Annotated in this window: 14 protein-coding genes; 8 read left to right on the plus strand and 6 right to left on the minus strand. The window is 66.3% G+C overall.

Annotated elements, in window-relative coordinates:
- Nucleotides 1-27: 27 nt before the first annotated feature.
- From ACFVTE_RS19850 to ACFVTE_RS19860, 3 genes are all read left to right on the plus strand, one after another.
- Entirely contained in the window at nt 28-387 is a 360-nt protein-coding gene (locus ACFVTE_RS19850) for a non-heme iron oxygenase ferredoxin subunit (protein ID WP_377950963.1), read from the plus strand.
- 98 nt (nt 388-485) lie between these two features.
- On the plus strand, nt 486-1,274 hold the full coding sequence (sufC, locus tag ACFVTE_RS19855; protein WP_387103381.1) for a Fe-S cluster assembly ATPase SufC: 789 nt from the start codon (nt 486-488) through the stop codon (nt 1,272-1,274).
- Between the two features lie 16 nt (nt 1,275-1,290).
- Nucleotides 1,291-1,623 (plus strand): metal-sulfur cluster assembly factor, encoded by a 333-nt coding sequence (locus tag ACFVTE_RS19860; RefSeq protein ID WP_102973549.1) that lies wholly within the window; start codon nt 1,291-1,293, stop codon nt 1,621-1,623.
- Between the two features lie 183 nt (nt 1,624-1,806).
- On the opposite strand, the gene ACFVTE_RS19865 is transcribed toward ACFVTE_RS19860, so the two are convergent.
- Nucleotides 1,807-2,703, minus strand: coding sequence for a neutral zinc metallopeptidase (locus ACFVTE_RS19865; protein ID WP_387103385.1), 897 nt, complete (start codon nt 2,701-2,703; stop codon nt 1,807-1,809).
- A 60-nt stretch (nt 2,704-2,763) separates the two neighbouring features.
- On the opposite strand from ACFVTE_RS19865, the gene ACFVTE_RS19870 reads away from it, so the two are divergent.
- Nucleotides 2,764-4,170: a class I adenylate-forming enzyme family protein gene (locus ACFVTE_RS19870; RefSeq protein WP_387103387.1), complete on the plus strand. Its 1,407-nt coding sequence runs from the start codon at nt 2,764-2,766 to the stop codon at nt 4,168-4,170.
- Between the two features lies 1 nt (nt 4,171).
- Nucleotides 4,172-5,392: a thiolase family protein gene (locus ACFVTE_RS19875; RefSeq protein ID WP_387103389.1), complete on the plus strand. Its 1,221-nt coding sequence runs from the start codon at nt 4,172-4,174 to the stop codon at nt 5,390-5,392.
- Nucleotides 5,393-5,697: 305 nt separating this feature from the next.
- Here ACFVTE_RS19875 and ACFVTE_RS19880 read toward each other — a convergent pair whose 3' ends face one another.
- Together ACFVTE_RS19880 and ACFVTE_RS19885 are read right to left on the minus strand one after the other, a co-directional pair.
- Entirely contained in the window at nt 5,698-6,231 is a 534-nt protein-coding gene (locus ACFVTE_RS19880) for a hypothetical protein (protein WP_387103391.1), read from the minus strand.
- Between the two features lie 113 nt (nt 6,232-6,344).
- Nucleotides 6,345-6,494 (minus strand): hypothetical protein, encoded by a 150-nt coding sequence (locus ACFVTE_RS19885; RefSeq protein ID WP_387103392.1) that lies wholly within the window; start codon nt 6,492-6,494, stop codon nt 6,345-6,347.
- A gap of 74 nt (nt 6,495-6,568) precedes the next feature.
- Between ACFVTE_RS19885 and ACFVTE_RS19890 the strand changes: the two genes are divergently transcribed.
- A complete protein-coding gene (locus ACFVTE_RS19890; RefSeq protein WP_387103394.1) occupies nt 6,569-7,504 on the plus strand; it encodes an alpha/beta fold hydrolase in 936 nt (311 codons plus the stop codon).
- 123 nt (nt 7,505-7,627) lie between these two features.
- Nucleotides 7,628-7,933, plus strand: coding sequence for a hypothetical protein (locus tag ACFVTE_RS19895; RefSeq protein WP_387103396.1), 306 nt, complete (start codon nt 7,628-7,630; stop codon nt 7,931-7,933).
- Nucleotides 7,934-8,251: 318 nt separating this feature from the next.
- Here ACFVTE_RS19895 and ACFVTE_RS19900 read toward each other — a convergent pair whose 3' ends face one another.
- On the minus strand, nt 8,252-9,082 hold the full coding sequence (locus tag ACFVTE_RS19900) for an oxidoreductase (RefSeq protein WP_387103398.1): 831 nt from the start codon (nt 9,080-9,082) through the stop codon (nt 8,252-8,254).
- Between the two features lie 150 nt (nt 9,083-9,232).
- Complete coding sequence (locus tag ACFVTE_RS19905) at nt 9,233-10,483, minus strand: Nramp family divalent metal transporter (RefSeq protein ID WP_387103400.1); 1,251 nt, start codon at nt 10,481-10,483, stop codon at nt 9,233-9,235.
- Between the two features lie 546 nt (nt 10,484-11,029).
- Between ACFVTE_RS19905 and ACFVTE_RS19910 the strand changes: the two genes are divergently transcribed.
- Nucleotides 11,030-16,576: a peroxidase family protein gene (locus ACFVTE_RS19910; RefSeq protein WP_387103402.1), complete on the plus strand. Its 5,547-nt coding sequence runs from the start codon at nt 11,030-11,032 to the stop codon at nt 16,574-16,576.
- A gap of 175 nt (nt 16,577-16,751) precedes the next feature.
- Here the strand turns inward: ACFVTE_RS19910 and ACFVTE_RS19915 are convergent, their stop codons facing one another.
- Nucleotides 16,752-16,991 carry a hypothetical protein gene (locus ACFVTE_RS19915; RefSeq protein WP_387103404.1) on the minus strand — a complete coding sequence of 80 codons (240 nt, stop codon included), beginning with the start codon at nt 16,989-16,991 and terminating at the stop codon, nt 16,752-16,754.
- Between the last annotated feature and the right edge of the window lie 539 nt (nt 16,992-17,530).

A 17,530-nucleotide genomic window follows, 5' to 3' on the forward strand; every position in this document is an offset into this window, starting at 1 on the left:
GCCGGAAACGACAGCACAGGACAACGGATGACTGAACAGCCAAAGGGTGAGCTCGTCTGCAAAGCAAACGAGATCCAGCCCAAGCAGGCCCTGCGGATCCTGATCGACGACTTCCCCGTCGCGATCGTCAAGGACTCCATGGGAGAAATCCACGCAATCGGCGACACGTGCTCGCACGCCGATATCTCCCTCTCTGAGGGCGAAGTGGAAGGCTGCGCCATCGAGTGCTGGGGCCACGGCTCCCAGTTCGACCTGCGCAGCGGCGAACCCCTGCAGCTGCCGGCCTACGACCCCGTTCCCGTGTTCGCGGTGGAGATCCACGGAGACGACGTCTACGTGGACTTCACCAACGTCCTGAACGGCGCCGAAACGCCGAACTTCAGCTAATCCGGCTAACCCGCCGGGCCTGAACCAGAACTTAACAACTTCCAGACCAAAGACCGCACCGCCGACAGAACGGCACGGTGCAGAGGAGAACAAGACACATGTCTACTCTTGAGATCAAGGACCTGCACGTCAGCATCGACACGGAGCAGGGCACCAAGGAGATCCTGAAGGGCGTCAGCCTGACCATCCGCACCGGTGAGACCCACGCCATCATGGGCCCCAACGGCTCGGGCAAGTCCACCCTGGCGTCCACCATCGCCGGCCACCCGCGCTACAACGTCACCGGCGGCACCATCACGCTGGACGGCGAAGACGTGCTCGCCATGAGCGTTGACGAGCGCGCCCGTGCCGGCGTCTTCCTCGCCATGCAGTACCCGGTTGAGGTCCCGGGCGTCACCATGACCAACTTCCTGCGGACCGCCAAGACGGCCATCGACGGCGAAGCCCCGGCCCTGCGCACCTGGACCAAGGACGTCAAGGCCGCCATGCAGCAGCTGCGCATCGACGCCGACTTCGCCCAGCGCAACGTCAACGAAGGCTTCTCCGGCGGTGAGAAGAAGCGCGTGGAGATCCTGCAGCTGGAACTCTTCAAGCCGAAGTTCGCCGTCCTCGACGAGACCGACTCCGGCCTGGACGTCGACGCCCTCAAGGTGGTCTCTGAAGGCGTCAACCGTGCACACGCCACGGGCAACATGGGCACCCTGCTCATCACGCACTACACCCGCATCCTGCGCTACATCAAGCCTGACTTCGTTCACGTGTTCGTGAACGGCCAGGTTGTGGAAGAGGGTGGCCCGGAACTCGCCGACCGCCTCGAAGAAGAAGGCTACGACCGCTACGCCGGTGCCGCCGGAACCGCCACGGCTGCCGCTGCGGTCCAGGCCTAGTAAGGACTGACCGACCATGACCGAAATCGACGCAGCCCGCACCGGGCTGGAGGATGTCGAAGAGGCACTCAAGGACGTCATTGACCCCGAGCTTGGGGTCAACATCGTGGACCTGGGCCTGCTCTACGGGCTCAAGTACTCGGAGGACGACGGCGCCCTGCTGATCGACATGACCCTCACCACGGCCGCCTGTCCGCTGACCGACGTGCTCGAGGAGCAGGTCGGCAAGGCGCTTGACGGCGTCGTGGACGACTGGCGCCTGAACTGGGTTTGGATGCCGCCATGGGGTCCGGAGCGGATCACCGACGACGGCAAGGACCAGATGCGGGCCCTCGGCTTCAACATCTAAATAAAGTACGACGACGGCCGGTTACCTTCCCAGCGAAGGTAACCGGCCGTCGTCGTACCCACCCATCGATTGCTCCGTAGATGCCCTTATGGCCGGCCAAAACGGCTGGCCATAAGGGCAGGGTTCCCTGGCCGAGCTTGCGGGGCGAGGGGTCCGGTGGGGAGGAACAACGGATGCGGGGGGTCAGAGCGTCGCGGCGCTGAACGTGTCGCACTGATTGATGTCACCGGTCTTGTAGCCCTGGTAGAACCACTTCTGCCGCTGCGCGCTGGACCCGTGCGTCCAGCCCTCCGGGTTCACGCGTCCCGTGGCGGCCTTCTGGATCCTGTCGTCGCCGACGGCGGAGGCTGCGGAGAGCGCGTCGTTCAGGTCCTGCTGCTTGAGCGGCTCAAGGAAGGGCTTGCCGGTTTTCGGGTCCTTTTGTGTGGTGGCGTACCGGGTCCAGAGCCCGGCGTAGCAGTCAGCCTGCAGTTCCACCCGGACAGCACCGGACTCTGCGCCCTGCGGATCCTGCTGGGCCTTGTCCAGGTCACCGAGGATGTTCTGGACGTGGTGTCCGAACTCGTGCGCCACCACATATTCCTGGGCCAGCGGACCGCCCGAGGAACCGAAGCGGGTCACCAGGTCCTGGAAAAAGCCGGGATCGAAGTAGGCCGTCGTGTCCGGCGGGCAGTAGAACGGGCCCACCTCGGACGTGGCCGTGCCGCAGCCCGTACGGGTGGCCCCCTGGAACAGCACAGCCTTCGGCCGCGGGTACTTCACGTTGTAGTCGGCCAGATACGCGGGCCAGAACGCGTTGAGGCTGTTCACCGTCCCGGCAATCCGGCAGTCGAGGTCCCTGTCGGCGTCGGAACCCAGCTTGCACTGGGTGAGGGGTGTCCCGGTGCTCTGGGCGGGCTGCTCCTGCCCGGAGCCCAGGAGCGGGCCAAGCAGCTGCGGGTTGATCCCGAAAAGCGCCGCCAGAAGCAGGACCACTCCGCCCCCGATGCCTCCGCCGATCTTCGTGCCGCGGCCCATTCCGCCGCCGCGCCGGTCTTCTACCTGTGATGGGTCCAGCTCGACCCCGTCATTGAAGCTCATGTTGTCACAATAGCCCCGGCCGCAGGGCAGCGCCGGGTTTTGGCCGGTAAAGTTGATCCGATGCCTTTTCTCAACAACCTCCAGCGTTGGGCCGATGAACGCCCCGACGACACCGCCGTCGTCGTGGCCGGAAAACGGCTCAGCTGGGCTGAACTGCGCGACAAAGCGCAGGCTGCCGCAGGCGACAGCACGGCTGCGATCACCGTTCTCGCCCAGCCCAACTCCACCCGGTTCGCGGTTGACTTCGCCGCAGCCGTTGCCGGTGACCGTGAGTGCGCGGTCCTGGACCCTACCTGGCCGGACGAGCTGCGGGACGAGATCGTCCAGCGCCTGGGCAGCGGCGTTGACCCGGTTCCCGGGGGTGCCGGCGGTGACCTGGCAGACGGCGACCCCGCATCCTCCTTCCTGATCGGCCTGACCTCCGGCACCACCTCGGTGCCCAAGGCGTTCACCCGATCGCGCCGCTCCTGGCAGCAGTCCTTTGATGCGTCCATGGAGTTCTTCGGGCTCAGCCAGGACGACAGGACGCTGGCGCCGGGACCGCTGGCCGCAAGCCTTAACCTGTATGCGCTGGCCGAATGCCTCTACGCGGGCTCTGAGTTCCACACGCTTGAATCGTTCGACGTCGGCGACGTCCACGCCGCCATCGCCCACGACGGCATCACCCGGCTCGTGCTGGTTCCCACCATGCTGCGGCTGCTCAGCGAACGCGGACTGCTGGGCTGCGTGGACGCGTCGAGCGTGCGGACCATCATCTGTGCGGGCTCGAAGCTGGATGCGCGCACGCTGGAAGCCGCCCGCCGGTGGGCTCCGCACGCCACAATTTTTGAGTACTACGGCGCCTCGGAGCTGAGCTTCGTCTCCGGCGCCGGGCTGGCCGCGGGGGAGCCGTTCGCCGCGGGCAGCACCGCGATCGGCCGGCCGTTCCCGGGCGTCGAAGTCCGGATCCTGGACGACTCCGGCACGGAGCTCCCTGAAGGGGCCGCCGGCAACATCGGCGTCCAAAGCGGGATGGTCAGCAACGGCTACCTTTGGGGCGACGACGGCCAGGCGCTGCGCTGCTTTGACGGCTGGTTCACAGTGGGCGACCAGGGCTATCTGCTGGACGGTGTGCTGCACATCCTCGGCCGCCGCGCCGACATGATCATCACAGCAGGCAAGAACGTCTACCCGCATGAGGTGGAGCTGGCGCTGTCCTCGGTGCCCGGGGTCGCCTCGGCCATTGCCGCCGGCATGGCGGATGACCTCCGCGGCCAGCGTGTGGTGGCCGGCATCGTTCCCTCTCACGGCGGGGTTACCGCCACGCAGCTCAAGACCGGTCTCGAGGACGTGCTGGCCAAGGACAAGCGGCCGCTGCAGTACTTCGCCCTCGACGAGCTTCCGGTGACCGACCGTGGAAAGGTGAGCCGCCGGCTGCTGCTCGACTGGATCGCGGCCCGTGACAGCCGGGTCCGGCACCTTGTCTAGCGTGCCCTCGGGGGCGGGGCTTCCTGGATTCCGGCTTTCCGACGACCGGCAGCCGGTGATCATCGCCGCGCTCCGCACGCCCGTCTGCCGGGCTAACGGCGCGCTGAAGCACCTGCGTTCCCACGAGCTCCTGGCACCGGTTCTGACGGCCCTGCTTGCGGAAACGGGAGTCGGTGCTGGCGACGTGGCGGACGTCGTCATCGGCAACGCCGTGGGTGCCGGCGGAAATGTCGCGCGGCTCGCGGCCCTCGAGGCCGGCCTGCCCGTCACCGTCCCGGGCCTCACCGTCGACCGGCAGTGCGGCTCCGGCCTGGACGCCATCGTCCTCGCGTCCCGGCTCGTCGCGGCCGGCGGCGGCACTTACCTTGCGGGCGGCGTCGAAAGCATCAGCACGGCACCGCTGCGCGCACACAGGAACGACGACGGCGAACCCGCCTTTTTCAGCCGCGCCCAGTTTGCGCCGCCCAGCCACGGCGACCCGGACATGGGGGTCGCGGCCGAGAACGTGGCCCGGGAGTACGGCATCAGCCGGGCACGGCAGGATGAGTTTGCCCTGCGCAGCCACCGCAGGGCAGTGACCGCACAGGCCAGCGGCACGTTTGCCCGGGAGACGGTGGCGCTGCCCGCCGCGTCAGGAACCGCACCGGAATCACCGGCGGTGACGGCCGACGACGGTCCCCGGCCCAAACTCAGCGAGGCCCTCATGGCTCGGTTCCCCGCGGCATTCGTGGAGTCCGGGACTGTCACCGCCGGAAACTCGTGCTTCGACGCGGACGGGGCGGCCGCCGTCGTGATCACCTCCCTGGCCAGGGCCCGGGAACTGGGCGCTGCCGACGGGCTGGCCGTACTCGGCACGGACACGGCCGGGGTGGAGCCGCAGCTGCTCGGTATCGGTGCAGCCGCCGCCGCCTCACGGCTGCTGGCCGCGCAGTCGGTGGACGCGGCTGACGTGGACCTTGTGGAGTTCAACGAGGCCTTCGCCTCACAGACCCTTGCCTGCCTGGATCATCTGGGGATCGATCCGCTGCGGGCCAACGCCGACGGCGGGGCGCTGGCCTTGGGCCATGCCTACGGTGCGTCCGGCGCCGTGCTGGTGACCCGCCTTCTGGCGCAGGCCCGGCGGGATCCGGCCGCGGCTCCCGATGGAAAGCTGGCCCTGGCCATGATCAGCATCGCCGGCGGCATGGGGACTGCCGCGCTGTTCCGCCACATCCGGCTGTAGATCCGGGTAACTTACCGGGCTTCGAAGACTTCCTTCAGCTTTTGAAGCTGGGCAACCTCGGATTCCATGGTCTTGGTCACGAGTGAGTCCAGGACCGGCATGAGGACCGGCAGCTTGAGGTCGAGGCTGAAATGGACTCTGGTGCCGCCCCCGCTCGCCGTCAGGGGCTCCAGCGTAATGGCTCTAACTTCGACGCTCTATCAGCTCCTGCGGGTTTTCCCCCGACGCTTCCTCAGCTCCTGTCGCTTAGGGCGAAACCCCCTATCAGCTCCTGCCGTTCGACGTGGTCCCGATGGTGCTCCGGGTTAGAACAGAGCCGTAACAGCCACTGCAAGTACCGCAACAACTCCGACGGCGACCACAGGCATGTTCCAAGTTGACGTGACTCCGTCCCGGCTAGCGGAGAATCCTGCATGACGGGCGTTTTGCCAGGCGGCCACAATGGCGTCACGCCCGGTTTTCGCCTCCGGCTGGCTGATCCGCTCGTTGCTCGGGAGGACGGTGTACGGGCGGCTCTTCAAGTCGCTGAGATGCTGGAATCCGGATTCAAATGCGGACGGAGGCGTGGGCGCGCCCCAACTGACATACTTTTTGCCGGCGGTACAGATGACCGTGGTGTAGCGAACCTCGATGTCCTCTATCGCCCCAAACGGTATCCGGTGATCGCGCATACCGTTGATCACTTCTAAACCGTGGCCGTCTACGCGCAGGCACGGACGCCACTGGGCAACGTAGGCGAACCAGGACACAAGGACCAGCCAGGGCGCCGCCTCAAGCCCGGTTTTGGTGGCTCCGGCAACCAGGAGCCATGTGAGCGTGCCGGCGGCGAACAGCCACAAGGCCACAGCCAGTGGGCGGGCTGAAGCACTTCGGTGGGTGACCGCCCGGCGTTCCTCCCCGGTCCCCGGACCACGGCCGTGAGGACGAACCGGGCGCACCGCAGAAGTATCCTCTAATGCCACGACGGCCCCGAACCTTCGCCGTCGGGCCGTCCCTTGGCCATCCGCAGAATCCAGCGGGCGATGAAAACCACCGCGACGACGGCAACTGCCACTAACACCAACACCAAAAACACGACGATGTGCCAACCCTCAAGCCTCATCGGTTCCCCCATTCACAATCCGACGCCTGCACCGACCCTACCCCTGCCGAGGTCCATCTCGTAGCCTTTGTTGGATGACGGGGGAGAATGCGGGCCGGGTAAAAGTGGGTGGCGCGGAAATCTATTGGGAGACGTCGGGAAACCCCGCGGGGATTCCCGTGCTCTACCTCCACGGCGGCCCCGGCGCTCCCTCGGGCCAGGGCTACCGGACCCGCCATGACGCTTCAAGATTCTGGACTATCGGCCTGCATCAACGAGGCTGTGGGCAGAGCACGCCGGCCGTCCAGGACGATCTTGCCTCCCTGCCGGCCAACACCACCCAGGCCTTGATCGAGGACATTGAGGCTGTGCGCCAGCATCTCGGGGTCATGAAATGGATAGTCACAGGAGCATCGTGGGGAAGCACGCTCGCCTTGGCATATGCCCTTCAGCACCGGGACCGTGTGCATGGGATCGCTTTGATGGCCGTGACCGCGGGGAGCCGCGACGAGGTCGAGTGGATCACCGAGGGCGTGGGCCGGATCTTCCCGGAAGCGTGGGCGGAGTTCTCAAGCCATGCCAAATGCCGGTCCGGGGAACGGGTGGTGGACGCGTACGCCCGGCGCCTCGCGGGCGAGGACCGGGACGACGCCGAGGCGGCTGCCCTGGCATGGGTCCGGTGGGAGTCGACGCACGTCTCGCTGGATCCGCTGTGGCAGCCTGGGCCGATGTTTGACGACGACCTCGGGCGCATGACCTTGGCCATCCTTGTCACCCACTACTGGTCCCACGACTCGTTCCTTGGCGGCGGGCAAGCCATCATGGAAAGGATCCACGAGCTCAATGGAATTCCCGGCTATATGATTCATGGCCGTAGAGACGTGAGCGGGCCCGTGATCACGCCCTGGGCCCTTCATCAGCGCTGGGAGGGCAGCCGGCTCATCGTCGTCGAGAACGAAGGGCACGGCGGACCGGAATCGCTGACCGCGCTTATCGGCGCCGTCGAGGAAATCGCGGCTGGTCTGCCCTGAGCTGACGGGCGGGGCCATGAAAGCGGCATAACCAGGACCGCGAATCGTGCTTTAGGCTTACTCCACATCTCGCGTCCGCCGTCGCGGGTTGAGCATGGAGCAGAACGAAGAGAGGCAGAGCCAATGCAGCCAGACCTCGGCCAGCGCGCCGCGGATGAGCATGTCGACATCGCCCGGTCCCTGCTGGCCTCCGCCGAGCAAGCACTCTCAGGCGCCGATGTTGACGCCGAACTCCAGATCAGGCTGGCCCAGGCCCACGCCACTCTTGCCCTCGCACTCGAAACGCGCGCCGCGGCCTACGACACCCGGACTGCCGCGTACGTCGCATATCTGGCGACGCTCAAATCGGAAGCCCGCGCGGACAAGAACCAGCACGCCGCCGTCGTCGCGAAACTTGTCCGCGACCGCCTCGGGTTCGAAGCCGAGTAGGCGGCGGCCCCGGCCAAGGAGGCTGCATGGCGACACTCTGGTGGAAAAGCCTGTCCGACTTTGAACGGGACCTGCGTTCTGCAAGTGATGACAAAGTAGAACTAATGCGCCGCTGGGCAAGCGACAAGGAAGACTCCGCCGACGCGCCAGGCACGGGCCGGGCACCAAAAGCCCGACGCCATTTCAGGCAGATGCGTGTGGCGGCTGAACATGAGCTCCGACAACGGGGCCAGTGGTAACGGAACCGAGAGGGCCTTCCCCAGCTGCGCTGTCAGGTCTACCCGCGCACAGGAGCGCGGGTGGACCTGCGCCGTTTTGTTACTCGTCGATGCCCGTGCTGAGGCTGAGGCCGCGCCACTGGTCCAGTTCCGTGCGCTGCGCGTCGGCGACGGCGGCAAACGCGCCGTACGCGTCCTGGCCGAGCACCAGCAGCTGCGGCGGAGTGGGGCTTTCGACGACGGCGATGATCGCCTCCGCTGCCTTGGCCGGGTCGCCCGGCTGGGTACCGTGGACGGTGTCGTGCTCCTTGCGGCGCTTGCCTGCCGTCTCCGCGTAGTCCGGAATCGCCGTCGCCGACTGGGTGAGCGAACGGCCGGCGAAGTCGGTGCGGAACGCGCCGGGTTCGATGGCCGTGACACTGATGCCGAGCGGCTGGAGTTCCTTGTGCAGCGAAACCGACAGGCCCTCCAGGGCCGCCTTGGTGGCGGAATAGTAATCGGAGCCGGCGGGCGAGATGCGCGCACCGATGGAGGAGATGTTCAGGATCGCACCCGTCCGCTTGGCCCGCATGTCCGGCAGGACTGCCTTGATCATGTCGACGGCGCCGAAGAGGTTCGTGTCGAACAGCTGGCGGATGTCGGCATCGTCCGCTTCTTCCACGGCGGCACGGTAGCCGTAGCCCGCGTTGTTGACGAGGACATCGACCCCGCCGAAGCGGGCCCGCGCCTGCTGTACCGCCGAACTGATCTGTTCCTTGTCGGTGACGTCGAGGGGGAGAGCCAGCGCGGTGTCAGGGTAATCGGCCGCGATGTCCTTTACCGCGTTCACGTTCCGCGCGGTGACCACCGCGTTGTGGCCGTGGGCGAGCACGGCCTGGGCGAGGGCGCGGCCAAGTCCGGTGGAGCAGCCTGTGATGAGCCATGTGGTCATGTGGATTTACCTTCCGTTGGGCATTTCGGGACTAGCGAGTCACATGTCCAGAAAACCGTACTCCGGGCGGGCATGGCAGTTGCTGCTGATACAGGTGACGCCAATGCCTCCCAAGGTGGCCGGACGGGAAGGATGACCTAAGGCGATCCGTCAGGACACGCCCAACGCGGTCAGGACGATCAGCACGCAGTTCAGGCCGACGATGAGCGTGGCGCTGGTCCAGCCGGCGATTTTCAGCGGCATCGAATCGGTATGGATCCCCATAACCTCGCGCTTCCCGGTGAGCCGGATCAGCGGAATCAGCGCAAACGGAATGCCGAAGCTCAGGAGCACCTGGCTCAGCACCAGCGCCAGCGTCGGCTCGATGCCGGCCCCGAGGATCACCAGCGCCGGAATCAGGGTGATTACCCGGCGGGTCAGCAGCGGAACACGGACCTTCAGCAGGCCGCCCATGATGGTGGCGCCGGCGTAGCAGCCGACGGAGGTGGAGGCCAGGCCCGAGGCGAGAAGTCCGATGGCGAACACGACGCCGATCGCCGGACCCAGTGCCGACGTCACCGCCGCGTGCGCACCGGCAATGGTGTCCGTACCCTCCACGCCGCGCAGGCTCGAGGCTGCCAGCAGCAGCATCGCGATATTAACGACGCCGGCCAGAAGCAAGGCGCCGACCACGTCAAAGCGGGTGGCCCGGATCAGGCGCGTCCGCACCACAGGGTTCTCGGAGAAGCCGTGCCGGTCCCGGGCGAGGGCAGAGTGCAGGTAAATGGCGTGCGGCATCACGGTGGCGCCGAGCATGCTCGCCGCAAGCAGGATGGTGTCGGTTCCCTCAAAGCGCGGCACCAGACCGGTCAGGGCGCTGCCGGCGTCCGGCGGATTGACGAACAGGCCCGACACAAACCCGACGGCTATGACACCGAGGAGCGTCAGAATGGCCAGTTCGAAGGACTTCTGGCTCCGGTTCGACTGCAGCGAGAGCAGTGCCATCGACGCGAGGCCGATGATGATGCCGCCGGCCAGAAGCGGAAGTCCAAACAGCAGGTTCAGTGCGACGGCACCGCCGATCACCTCGGCCATGTCGGTGGCTCCGGCCACGATTTCCGCCTGGGCCCAGTACGCCCGGCGGCGACGGGTCCCCAATCGCTTGCCCAGGATTTCGGGCAGGCTCATTCCGGTGGCCAGGCCGAGCTTGGCGGACTGGTACTGCACCAGCACGGCCATGGCATTGGCTGCCACGAGCACCCAGACCAGCAGATAGCCGTAGCTCGCCCCGGCCGTCAGGTTCGCCGCAACGTTGCCCGGGTCGACATAGGCGATGGCGGCCACGAACGCCGGGCCCAACAGCAGCAGGCGCGACCACACCCGTGCCGGAGCACTGCGTTCTGAAAGGGTCGAAACAGCCATCATCCATCCTCGTCATTGGGGTACCGATAAGACGAGGATAACCGAGATTTAGGCGTACCGAAAAGTAGGGATTAGGAGTACAGGCGAATGGTGATTCCGGTCAGTGGGTATCCCTTCCAACGACCTCAGAGGAAAGTGCCCCGCACACGTGGTGAGAGGCGGTGCGGGGCCTTCCTAGCGGCAGTCCCACGAATCTGTGTGGCAACTGGGCACAAGGTTCCATAGCAATCCTTCGGACAGGCTTGGTGACAACTGGGAATTCTCTGAGAATCACGCGGCGGGCAATCCTAGCCAGCTCCAGTTGCGGAAAGCCCCGGCAGGGCCGGCCGTCTGAAGTGGGTGGACCCCCTGATCTGGGGGAGGCCGGCGCCCCCGCGGCGCCAAATCGACCTAGAAAGCACCGGGCGCACGCCTTGCCGCCGGTGCGATCGGCGTCTTTAGCGGCAAAAACGGCCCAAGGTTTCCGCAAGGCATCCTCCGCACTCTTGCACCGTCCAATGCAACGTTCAATCAGAGCGTTCTATCAACAAAATAAGCAGGTGCGTCATGAAAGTGTTCCACCCAATAAAAGCCGTCGGAGGTGATTGGACGTCGTCCCGTGGAGCGCCACGGCGCCCGAAGCACGCACAGGGGAGCCGGCGGCGCCTGTTCGGCGCCCCAAACCGCGTCGTTGCGGCCGGCGTGGTCATGTCCCTGGTGGCGGCCATCGGCCAGTCGGCAACCATCGCGGCCCACGCGGTCACCGCCCCGGTGGGCCAGGGCTTTACCGTCACGGCCTCAGACCTGGCGTTCATCCTCAAGCAGATCAAGATCGCTGAAGCCCATGTGGCCAACACGACGTCGGCCACCGGCCCCTGTGGCGCCCTCATCGGTTCGGGCCCCAACCAGATCCCGGACGCGCTGACCTCGTACGGTCTCCGCACCGTCGACGGATCGTGCAACAACCTCCTGGCCGGGCGTGAAACCTACGGCGCCGCTGATCAGAAGTTCCCCCGCTACACCACGCCGGTCTTCAATGATGCAGACCCCGTGCCCGCCGGTTTCGGTCCGCCCGGCCCCACCTCTTACAAGCAGAAGAGCGGGAACGTTTTCGACAGCAAGCCGCGCGACATCAGTAACCTGATCGTGGACCAGACCTCCACGAACCCTGCAGCCGTGGCTGCCGCCGGATTCCCGGTCCGCACCCAGGGCAACGTGGGCGTCCACCCCTGCACCACCGACCCGGATCCGCTGGCCACCCCGCCAGTGGCGGGGGTTCCCGCCGGCTGCGTGCCGTCGCACAACACGCTCTTCATCCCGAACGTCACCACCGACGTCGGCCTCTCGCCACCCTACAACTCAATGTTCACGCTGTTCGGACAGTTCTTCGACCACGGCGTGGACCAGACCGTCAAGAGCGGCGGCAACGTGTTTGTCCCGCTCCGCTCTGACGACCCGCTGGTAGCCGGACCGGACCACATCTTCGGCAACGCCGACGACCTTCCCGCCAACCAGCGCTTCATGGTGCTGACGCGTGCGCAGAACCTTCCCGGCCCTGACGGCATCATGGGAACTGCAGACGATGAGCAGAATGCCTCCAACACAGACTCCCCATACGTGGACCAGTCCCAGACCTACACGTCGCACCCGTCCCACCAGGTCTTCCTGCGCGAGTACGTGAACGACCCCGACGGCAAGCCGGTTTCCACGGGCAAGCTGCTCGGCGGCGCCGCAGGCACCAACGCGGAGAAGGGCATGGCCAACTGGGCCAACGTCAAGGAACAGGCCAAGAACCTGCTCGGCATCCAGCTCCTGGACAAGGACGTCCTGAACGTGCCGCAGCTCGCCGTCGACCCCTACGGCAAGTTCATCCCCGGTCCGGCCCGCGGACTCCCGCAGTTCGTCACAGCTGGCGGTCTCATCGAGGCGAACCGCGCCGACAACGGCGGACTCGGCACCCTGGTCCCGGCGAACGTCCGGTACTTCGACACCCCGTTCCTCACCGACATCGCGCACAATGCGGACCCATCCCCGCAGGACACAGACCACAACCCGTCAACCCCGCCGGTTGCGCCGATCCCCGACGCCGACACGGTCGCCTCCGCTGACTTCGCCAGCCAGCCCCCGGGCACCTACGACGACGAAATGCTGAACGCGCACTTCATCGCCGGCGACGGCCGTGTCAACGAGAACATCGGCCTCACGACCATCCACCAGATCTTCCACTCGGAACACGACCGGCTGGTGGACGATTTCAAGAACACGCTGACCAACGACACCTCGGCCGCCGGCACCGCCGCACTGGCCGAATGGAAGCTGGCCGGGGGCGCAGCCGGATGGAACGGCGAACGCCTCTTCCAGGCCGCCCGCTTCGTCACGGAGATGGAATACCAGCACCTCGTCTTCGAGGAGTTCGCCCGCAAGGTCCAGCCCGCAGTCCAGCCGTTCCACGTCTACCACACGGACGTCAACTCCGCGATCCACGCCGAGTTCGCGCATGCGGTGTACCGGTTCGGCCACTCGATGCTGACGGAGACCATCGCCCGGACCAACCCGGACGGAACGGACAACTCGATCCCGCTGCTGAACGGCTTCCTGAACCCGCCGTCGTTCACCGACGACGGCCATGGAAACCAGCTCACCTCCGAGCAGGCCGCAGGTGCCGTGGTCATGGGCATGAGCGACCAGACGGGCAATGAGCTCGACGAGTTCGTCACCGACACGCTCCGCAATAACCTGCTGGGCCTGCCGCTTGACCTCGCGACGATCAACATGACCCGTGCACGTGAAGCCGGCGTTCCGCCGCTAAACGAGGTGCGCCGCCAGCTCCACGACTCCACCGGTGACGGCCAGCTTGCCCCGTACACCAGCTGGGCTGACTTCGGCCAGAACATCAAGCACCCCGAGTCGCTGATCAACTTCGTGGCCGCCTACGGCACCTACCCGAGCATCGTGAACGCCGTGACCCTGGCGGACAAGCGTGCAGCCGCGAAGGCGATCGTGGATCCGGGCCCCGATGCCGTGCCTCCCACGGCGGACATGATCGACTTCATGAACAGCTCCGGCGCCTGGGCCAACCAGGAAACCGGCCTGAACAAGATTGACCTGTGGGTCGGCGGCCTGGCGGAGAAGACCAACCTCTTCGGCGGCCTCCTCGGCAGCACTTTCAACTACGTGTTCGAGAACCAGCTGACGGACCTGCAGAACGGCGACCGGCTGTACTACCTGGCCCGCACGCCGGGTATGAACCTTCGCACGCAGCTCGAAGGCAACAGCTTCTCCGAGATGATCATGCGCAACACCGACGGCGTGAACACGCTCAAGGCCGATGTGTTTGCAACGGCTGACTGCAAGTTCCAGCTGGGCAACCTCTCCGGCACGCCAGCCGGGTTCACCTCATTCGGTCCGACGGTCGCAGACGACACCACGACCACCGACTGCAACGAGAACGCGCTGCTCCTGCGGAAGCCTGACGGCACCATCCAGTACCAGGAGAAGAACACCGTCGATCCCTCCGGCATCAACGGCCAGTCCGTGTACAACGGCACTGACGGCGTGGACCGGGTGACCGGCGGCAACGACAATGACACGTTCTGGGGTAACGCCGGAAACGACGTCATTGAAGGCAACGGCGGCGACGACGTGGCGCTCGGCGGCGAAGGCAACGACAGGATCACTGACCTGTCCGGTGCCGACGTGCTCAAGGGCGGTCCCGGCAACGACTACACCAATGCCGGCATCGGTGACGACATCATGATGGGCGGCGACGGCCAGGACTTCATGAACGGCGGCGCCAATGACAACGAGACGTTCGCAGGTCCCGGCAACGACTTCGTCCGGGCCGGCGACGGTGCGGACGCGGTGTTCGGCGACGGCGGCGACGACTGGATCGAGGGCGGCTCAGGGCAGGACCTGCTCCAGGGCGACCACGGTGCTCCGTTCTTCGATGACCCGGCGCAGACCAAGCCGGGCAACGACATCATGGTTGGCCAGGTCGGTGAGAACGACTACGACGCTGAAGGCGGCGACGACCTCATGGCTGCCAACGCGGCGATTGACCGGTTCGCCGGTGCGGCCGGGTTCGACTGGGCCATCCACCAGTACGACACCGTGGGCGCCAACGATGACATGAAGATCAACCAGAACCTGGGCGGCCTGCCGCTGCAGATTGTGGTCAACCGGGACCGGTGGCAGGAAACGGAAGCCAACTCCGGATCCGCGTTCGACGACGTGATCAAGGGCGATGACCGGGTGCCCAGCACCGTGGGCGGCGCCGGCTTCAGCGGCTGCGACGTCCTCGACCAGGCAGGCATCGACAGGATCGCCGGCCTGGGGGACATCCTCCCGGCACCCAGCACACCGCTGGAACCGATCGCGGCGGCTTCGGCCATGGGAGCCTGCCCCCTTACCGGACCGGTCTGGGGCGACGGCAACATCCTCCTCGGCGGCCTCGGCAGCGACCGGCTGGAAGGCCGCGGCGCCAACGATGTCCTCGACGGTGACCGCTACGTCCAGGTCCGGATCAGCGTCCGCACCAACCCGAGCGACCCGGCAACCGAAATCGGCAGCACCGACCTCATGGAGCACACCTACCAGGCGGGCAACCCCCACACCCTGGAGGCCGACGTCGCCGCTGGCGTCATCGACCCGGGCAACCTGGTGGCAGTCCGTGAAGTCATCACGCCGACGGCGGCCCAGACCGCGGGCAACGTCGACACCGCAGTGTTCTCCGGCCCCGAGGCCAACTACACCGTCACCACCACCGGCGGCGACGGCACCCTCGGCTCACCCGGCTCGACGACGACGGTCACCGACAACGTCGGTGCCGACGGCACCGACACGCTGCGGAACATCGAGCAACTCGGCTTCGCCGACACGGTGGTCACCAACGCTCCGGTCATCGGCGTCGCAACCGCCGGCAACGCCCGGGCCACGGTTACCTGGACCGTGCCGATCGTCGGCATCGCCAGCAGCTTCAACGTGAAGACGCTCGACGTGACGACGAACCCGGCCGGCGTCCAGGTGGGCGGCCTGCTCACGGCCCCGGGTACGGACACCAGCCTCGTGGTGCCGGGCCTGACCAACGGCAACAAGTACGTGTTCCAGGTTTCGGCAACGAACGCCCAGGGCACGAGCCCGTTCTCGGCAGCATCCAACGTGGTGATTCCTGCGGCAACCGTCGAGGTTCCCCCGCCGCCTGCGGCCACCGCGCCCGGTGCTCCCACGGGACTGACCGCCACGGCGGGCAACGCGGCAGCGACGCTGGCCTGGACCGTTCCGGCCTCCGACGGCGGTGCACCGATCTCCGGCTACGAGGTCCGCACGTTCGTCGGTTCCGAAACCACCCCGGCACGGACACTGACCGTCGGCACCGGAACGGGCGCCGTCGTGGACGGGCTGATCAACGCCACCGGCTACACCTTCGACGTGGCTGCGATCAACTCGGCCGGCACCGGGGCCAGGTCGGCCCGGACGGCAGTTGCGACGCCGCGCACGGAGTTCGTTGCCCCGACCATCACGGCACGGACCCCTGCAGCCGGAGCGAAGTCGGTCAGCCAGAGCAACAACCTGGCTGTCACCTTCAGCGAGCCGGTGGCCAACGTCACCAGCGGGACCGTGGTCCTGCGCCTCGGCACCACCGTCATCCCCGCCACGGTCACGTATAACAACGCGACCCGGACGGCCACGGTGAACCCGACCGCGAACCTCCTGGCGGACCGGACCTACACCGTGGCAGTCTCCTCTGTCCGCGACACTGCCGGAAACTCCATGGCGTTCACGTCGTGGCAGTTCACCACAGGGCCCGCCCCCACACTGGTCTCGGTAAGCCCCGGGATCTCGGCACGGGGCGTGTCCCGGACGGCCAACCTGACGACGCGCTTCAGCGAACCGATCACCGGCGCCAGCACGGGAACGGTGGTGCTGCGGTTCGGCACAACGGTCATCCCCGCCGCGGTGAGCTACAACAACGCCACCCGTACGGTGACGCTGAACCCGACGGCCACTCTGGCGGCGAACCGGACGTACACCATGTCGATCTCGTCCTCGATACACGACCTGGCCGGCAACCCGTTCGTCGCCCGGAGCTGGACCTTCACCACGGGAACGCGGTGATCGGCACTAGCCACCACTAATCCGCAATAACCAAAGGAGCGGGGACCGTCTGCAGCAGACGGTCCCCGCTCCACTGTGCTGCTAAGTGCCGCGTCACGGCCGTCCCCTGCAACATTGACTGATGTGACTGACCATTAGTCGGCAGGGTCGCGTTGCCTACGCGTTCGCTACGGACCTACGCGCGCTTGCCTGCCGACACCTGGGCAGCTTTGATCTTTGCCCTGATGAACGACTGCTCCGCGGCTGACAGCTGGTGTTCGCCGTGCTGGTCCTGGGCGAGGTGACCGCCTGAGGCCTTGTGAACGACGTTTGCCACGGTCCGCGGAAGAACCACGCAACCGGGATTTTCGACAAGCCACTTCTTCGTGACTTCATCAAGCTCATCCCACCACTCAACAACCGACCGTTGGCCCATGAGGTGCTCCTCGGATTTGAGACTCTACATAAATTGGCAGCGGCCGCCGGGGCTTGGGCCTCGGTGCACCGCAGAACGTACAGAACCCGCCAAACGCACACAGCCTAGGTATTCATGCCCACCTGCCCCCAATCGCGGCACGGGCCCGTCAACAATCCGCTGTCCGGCTCAGCACATGGCGCTGTTTATGGGGTGTTGGCGGGGATTCACGAATCTCGAAATTGGTATCAGTAACGAGTGTGGTCCCGATTGCCGGGAGGGGTCAAGAGGTCGCGTTGACTCATCAAAGATGCCCGCGTGGCGGTGTTCGAAGAATCATTTGAGAATGCCCGCGTAGCGGCGTGTCCGCCGGGGTGGTGTTTGCCGCGTCGGCATTGTGAGCCATGGAGCTTTCGATGAGTGAACGCAGGGCTGTCACTAAGGTCATCGCCACCCGCTACGCCCGGGCGGACCGGGCAGTGAAGAAGCAGATTCTTGATGAGCTGTGCGCGACGACGGGATGGCACCGCGACCATGCCCGCAAGGCCCTGCGGCTGGCG

This window comes from Arthrobacter sp. NPDC058097, assembly GCF_042884885.1.
In the GTDB taxonomy this organism is placed as follows: domain Bacteria; phylum Actinomycetota; class Actinomycetes; order Actinomycetales; family Micrococcaceae; genus Arthrobacter.

What these genes read in the sequence shown, in the direction of transcription:
- ACFVTE_RS19910 (WP_387103402.1), top strand. Translation starts at nt 11,030, where the DNA reads ATGAAAGTGTTCCACCCAATAAAAGCCGTCGGAGGTGATTGGACGTCG.
- ACFVTE_RS19870 (WP_387103387.1), top strand. Translation starts at nt 2,764, where the DNA reads ATGCCTTTTCTCAACAACCTCCAGCGTTGGGCCGATGAACGCCCCGAC.
- ACFVTE_RS19890 (WP_387103394.1), top strand. Translation starts at nt 6,569, where the DNA reads ATGACGGGGGAGAATGCGGGCCGGGTAAAAGTGGGTGGCGCGGAAATC.
- ACFVTE_RS19850 (WP_377950963.1), top strand. Translation starts at nt 28, where the DNA reads ATGACTGAACAGCCAAAGGGTGAGCTCGTCTGCAAAGCAAACGAGATC.
- ACFVTE_RS19915 (WP_387103404.1), bottom strand. Translation starts at nt 16,991, where the DNA reads ATGGGCCAACGGTCGGTTGTTGAGTGGTGGGATGAGCTTGATGAAGTC.
- sufC (WP_387103381.1), top strand. Translation starts at nt 486, where the DNA reads ATGTCTACTCTTGAGATCAAGGACCTGCACGTCAGCATCGACACGGAG.
- ACFVTE_RS19895 (WP_387103396.1), top strand. Translation starts at nt 7,628, where the DNA reads ATGCAGCCAGACCTCGGCCAGCGCGCCGCGGATGAGCATGTCGACATC.
- ACFVTE_RS19865 (WP_387103385.1), bottom strand. Translation starts at nt 2,703, where the DNA reads ATGAGCTTCAATGACGGGGTCGAGCTGGACCCATCACAGGTAGAAGAC.
- ACFVTE_RS19885 (WP_387103392.1), bottom strand. Translation starts at nt 6,494, where the DNA reads ATGAGGCTTGAGGGTTGGCACATCGTCGTGTTTTTGGTGTTGGTGTTA.
- ACFVTE_RS19860 (WP_102973549.1), top strand. Translation starts at nt 1,291, where the DNA reads ATGACCGAAATCGACGCAGCCCGCACCGGGCTGGAGGATGTCGAAGAG.
- ACFVTE_RS19900 (WP_387103398.1), bottom strand. Translation starts at nt 9,082, where the DNA reads ATGACCACATGGCTCATCACAGGCTGCTCCACCGGACTTGGCCGCGCC.
- ACFVTE_RS19905 (WP_387103400.1), bottom strand. Translation starts at nt 10,483, where the DNA reads ATGGCTGTTTCGACCCTTTCAGAACGCAGTGCTCCGGCACGGGTGTGG.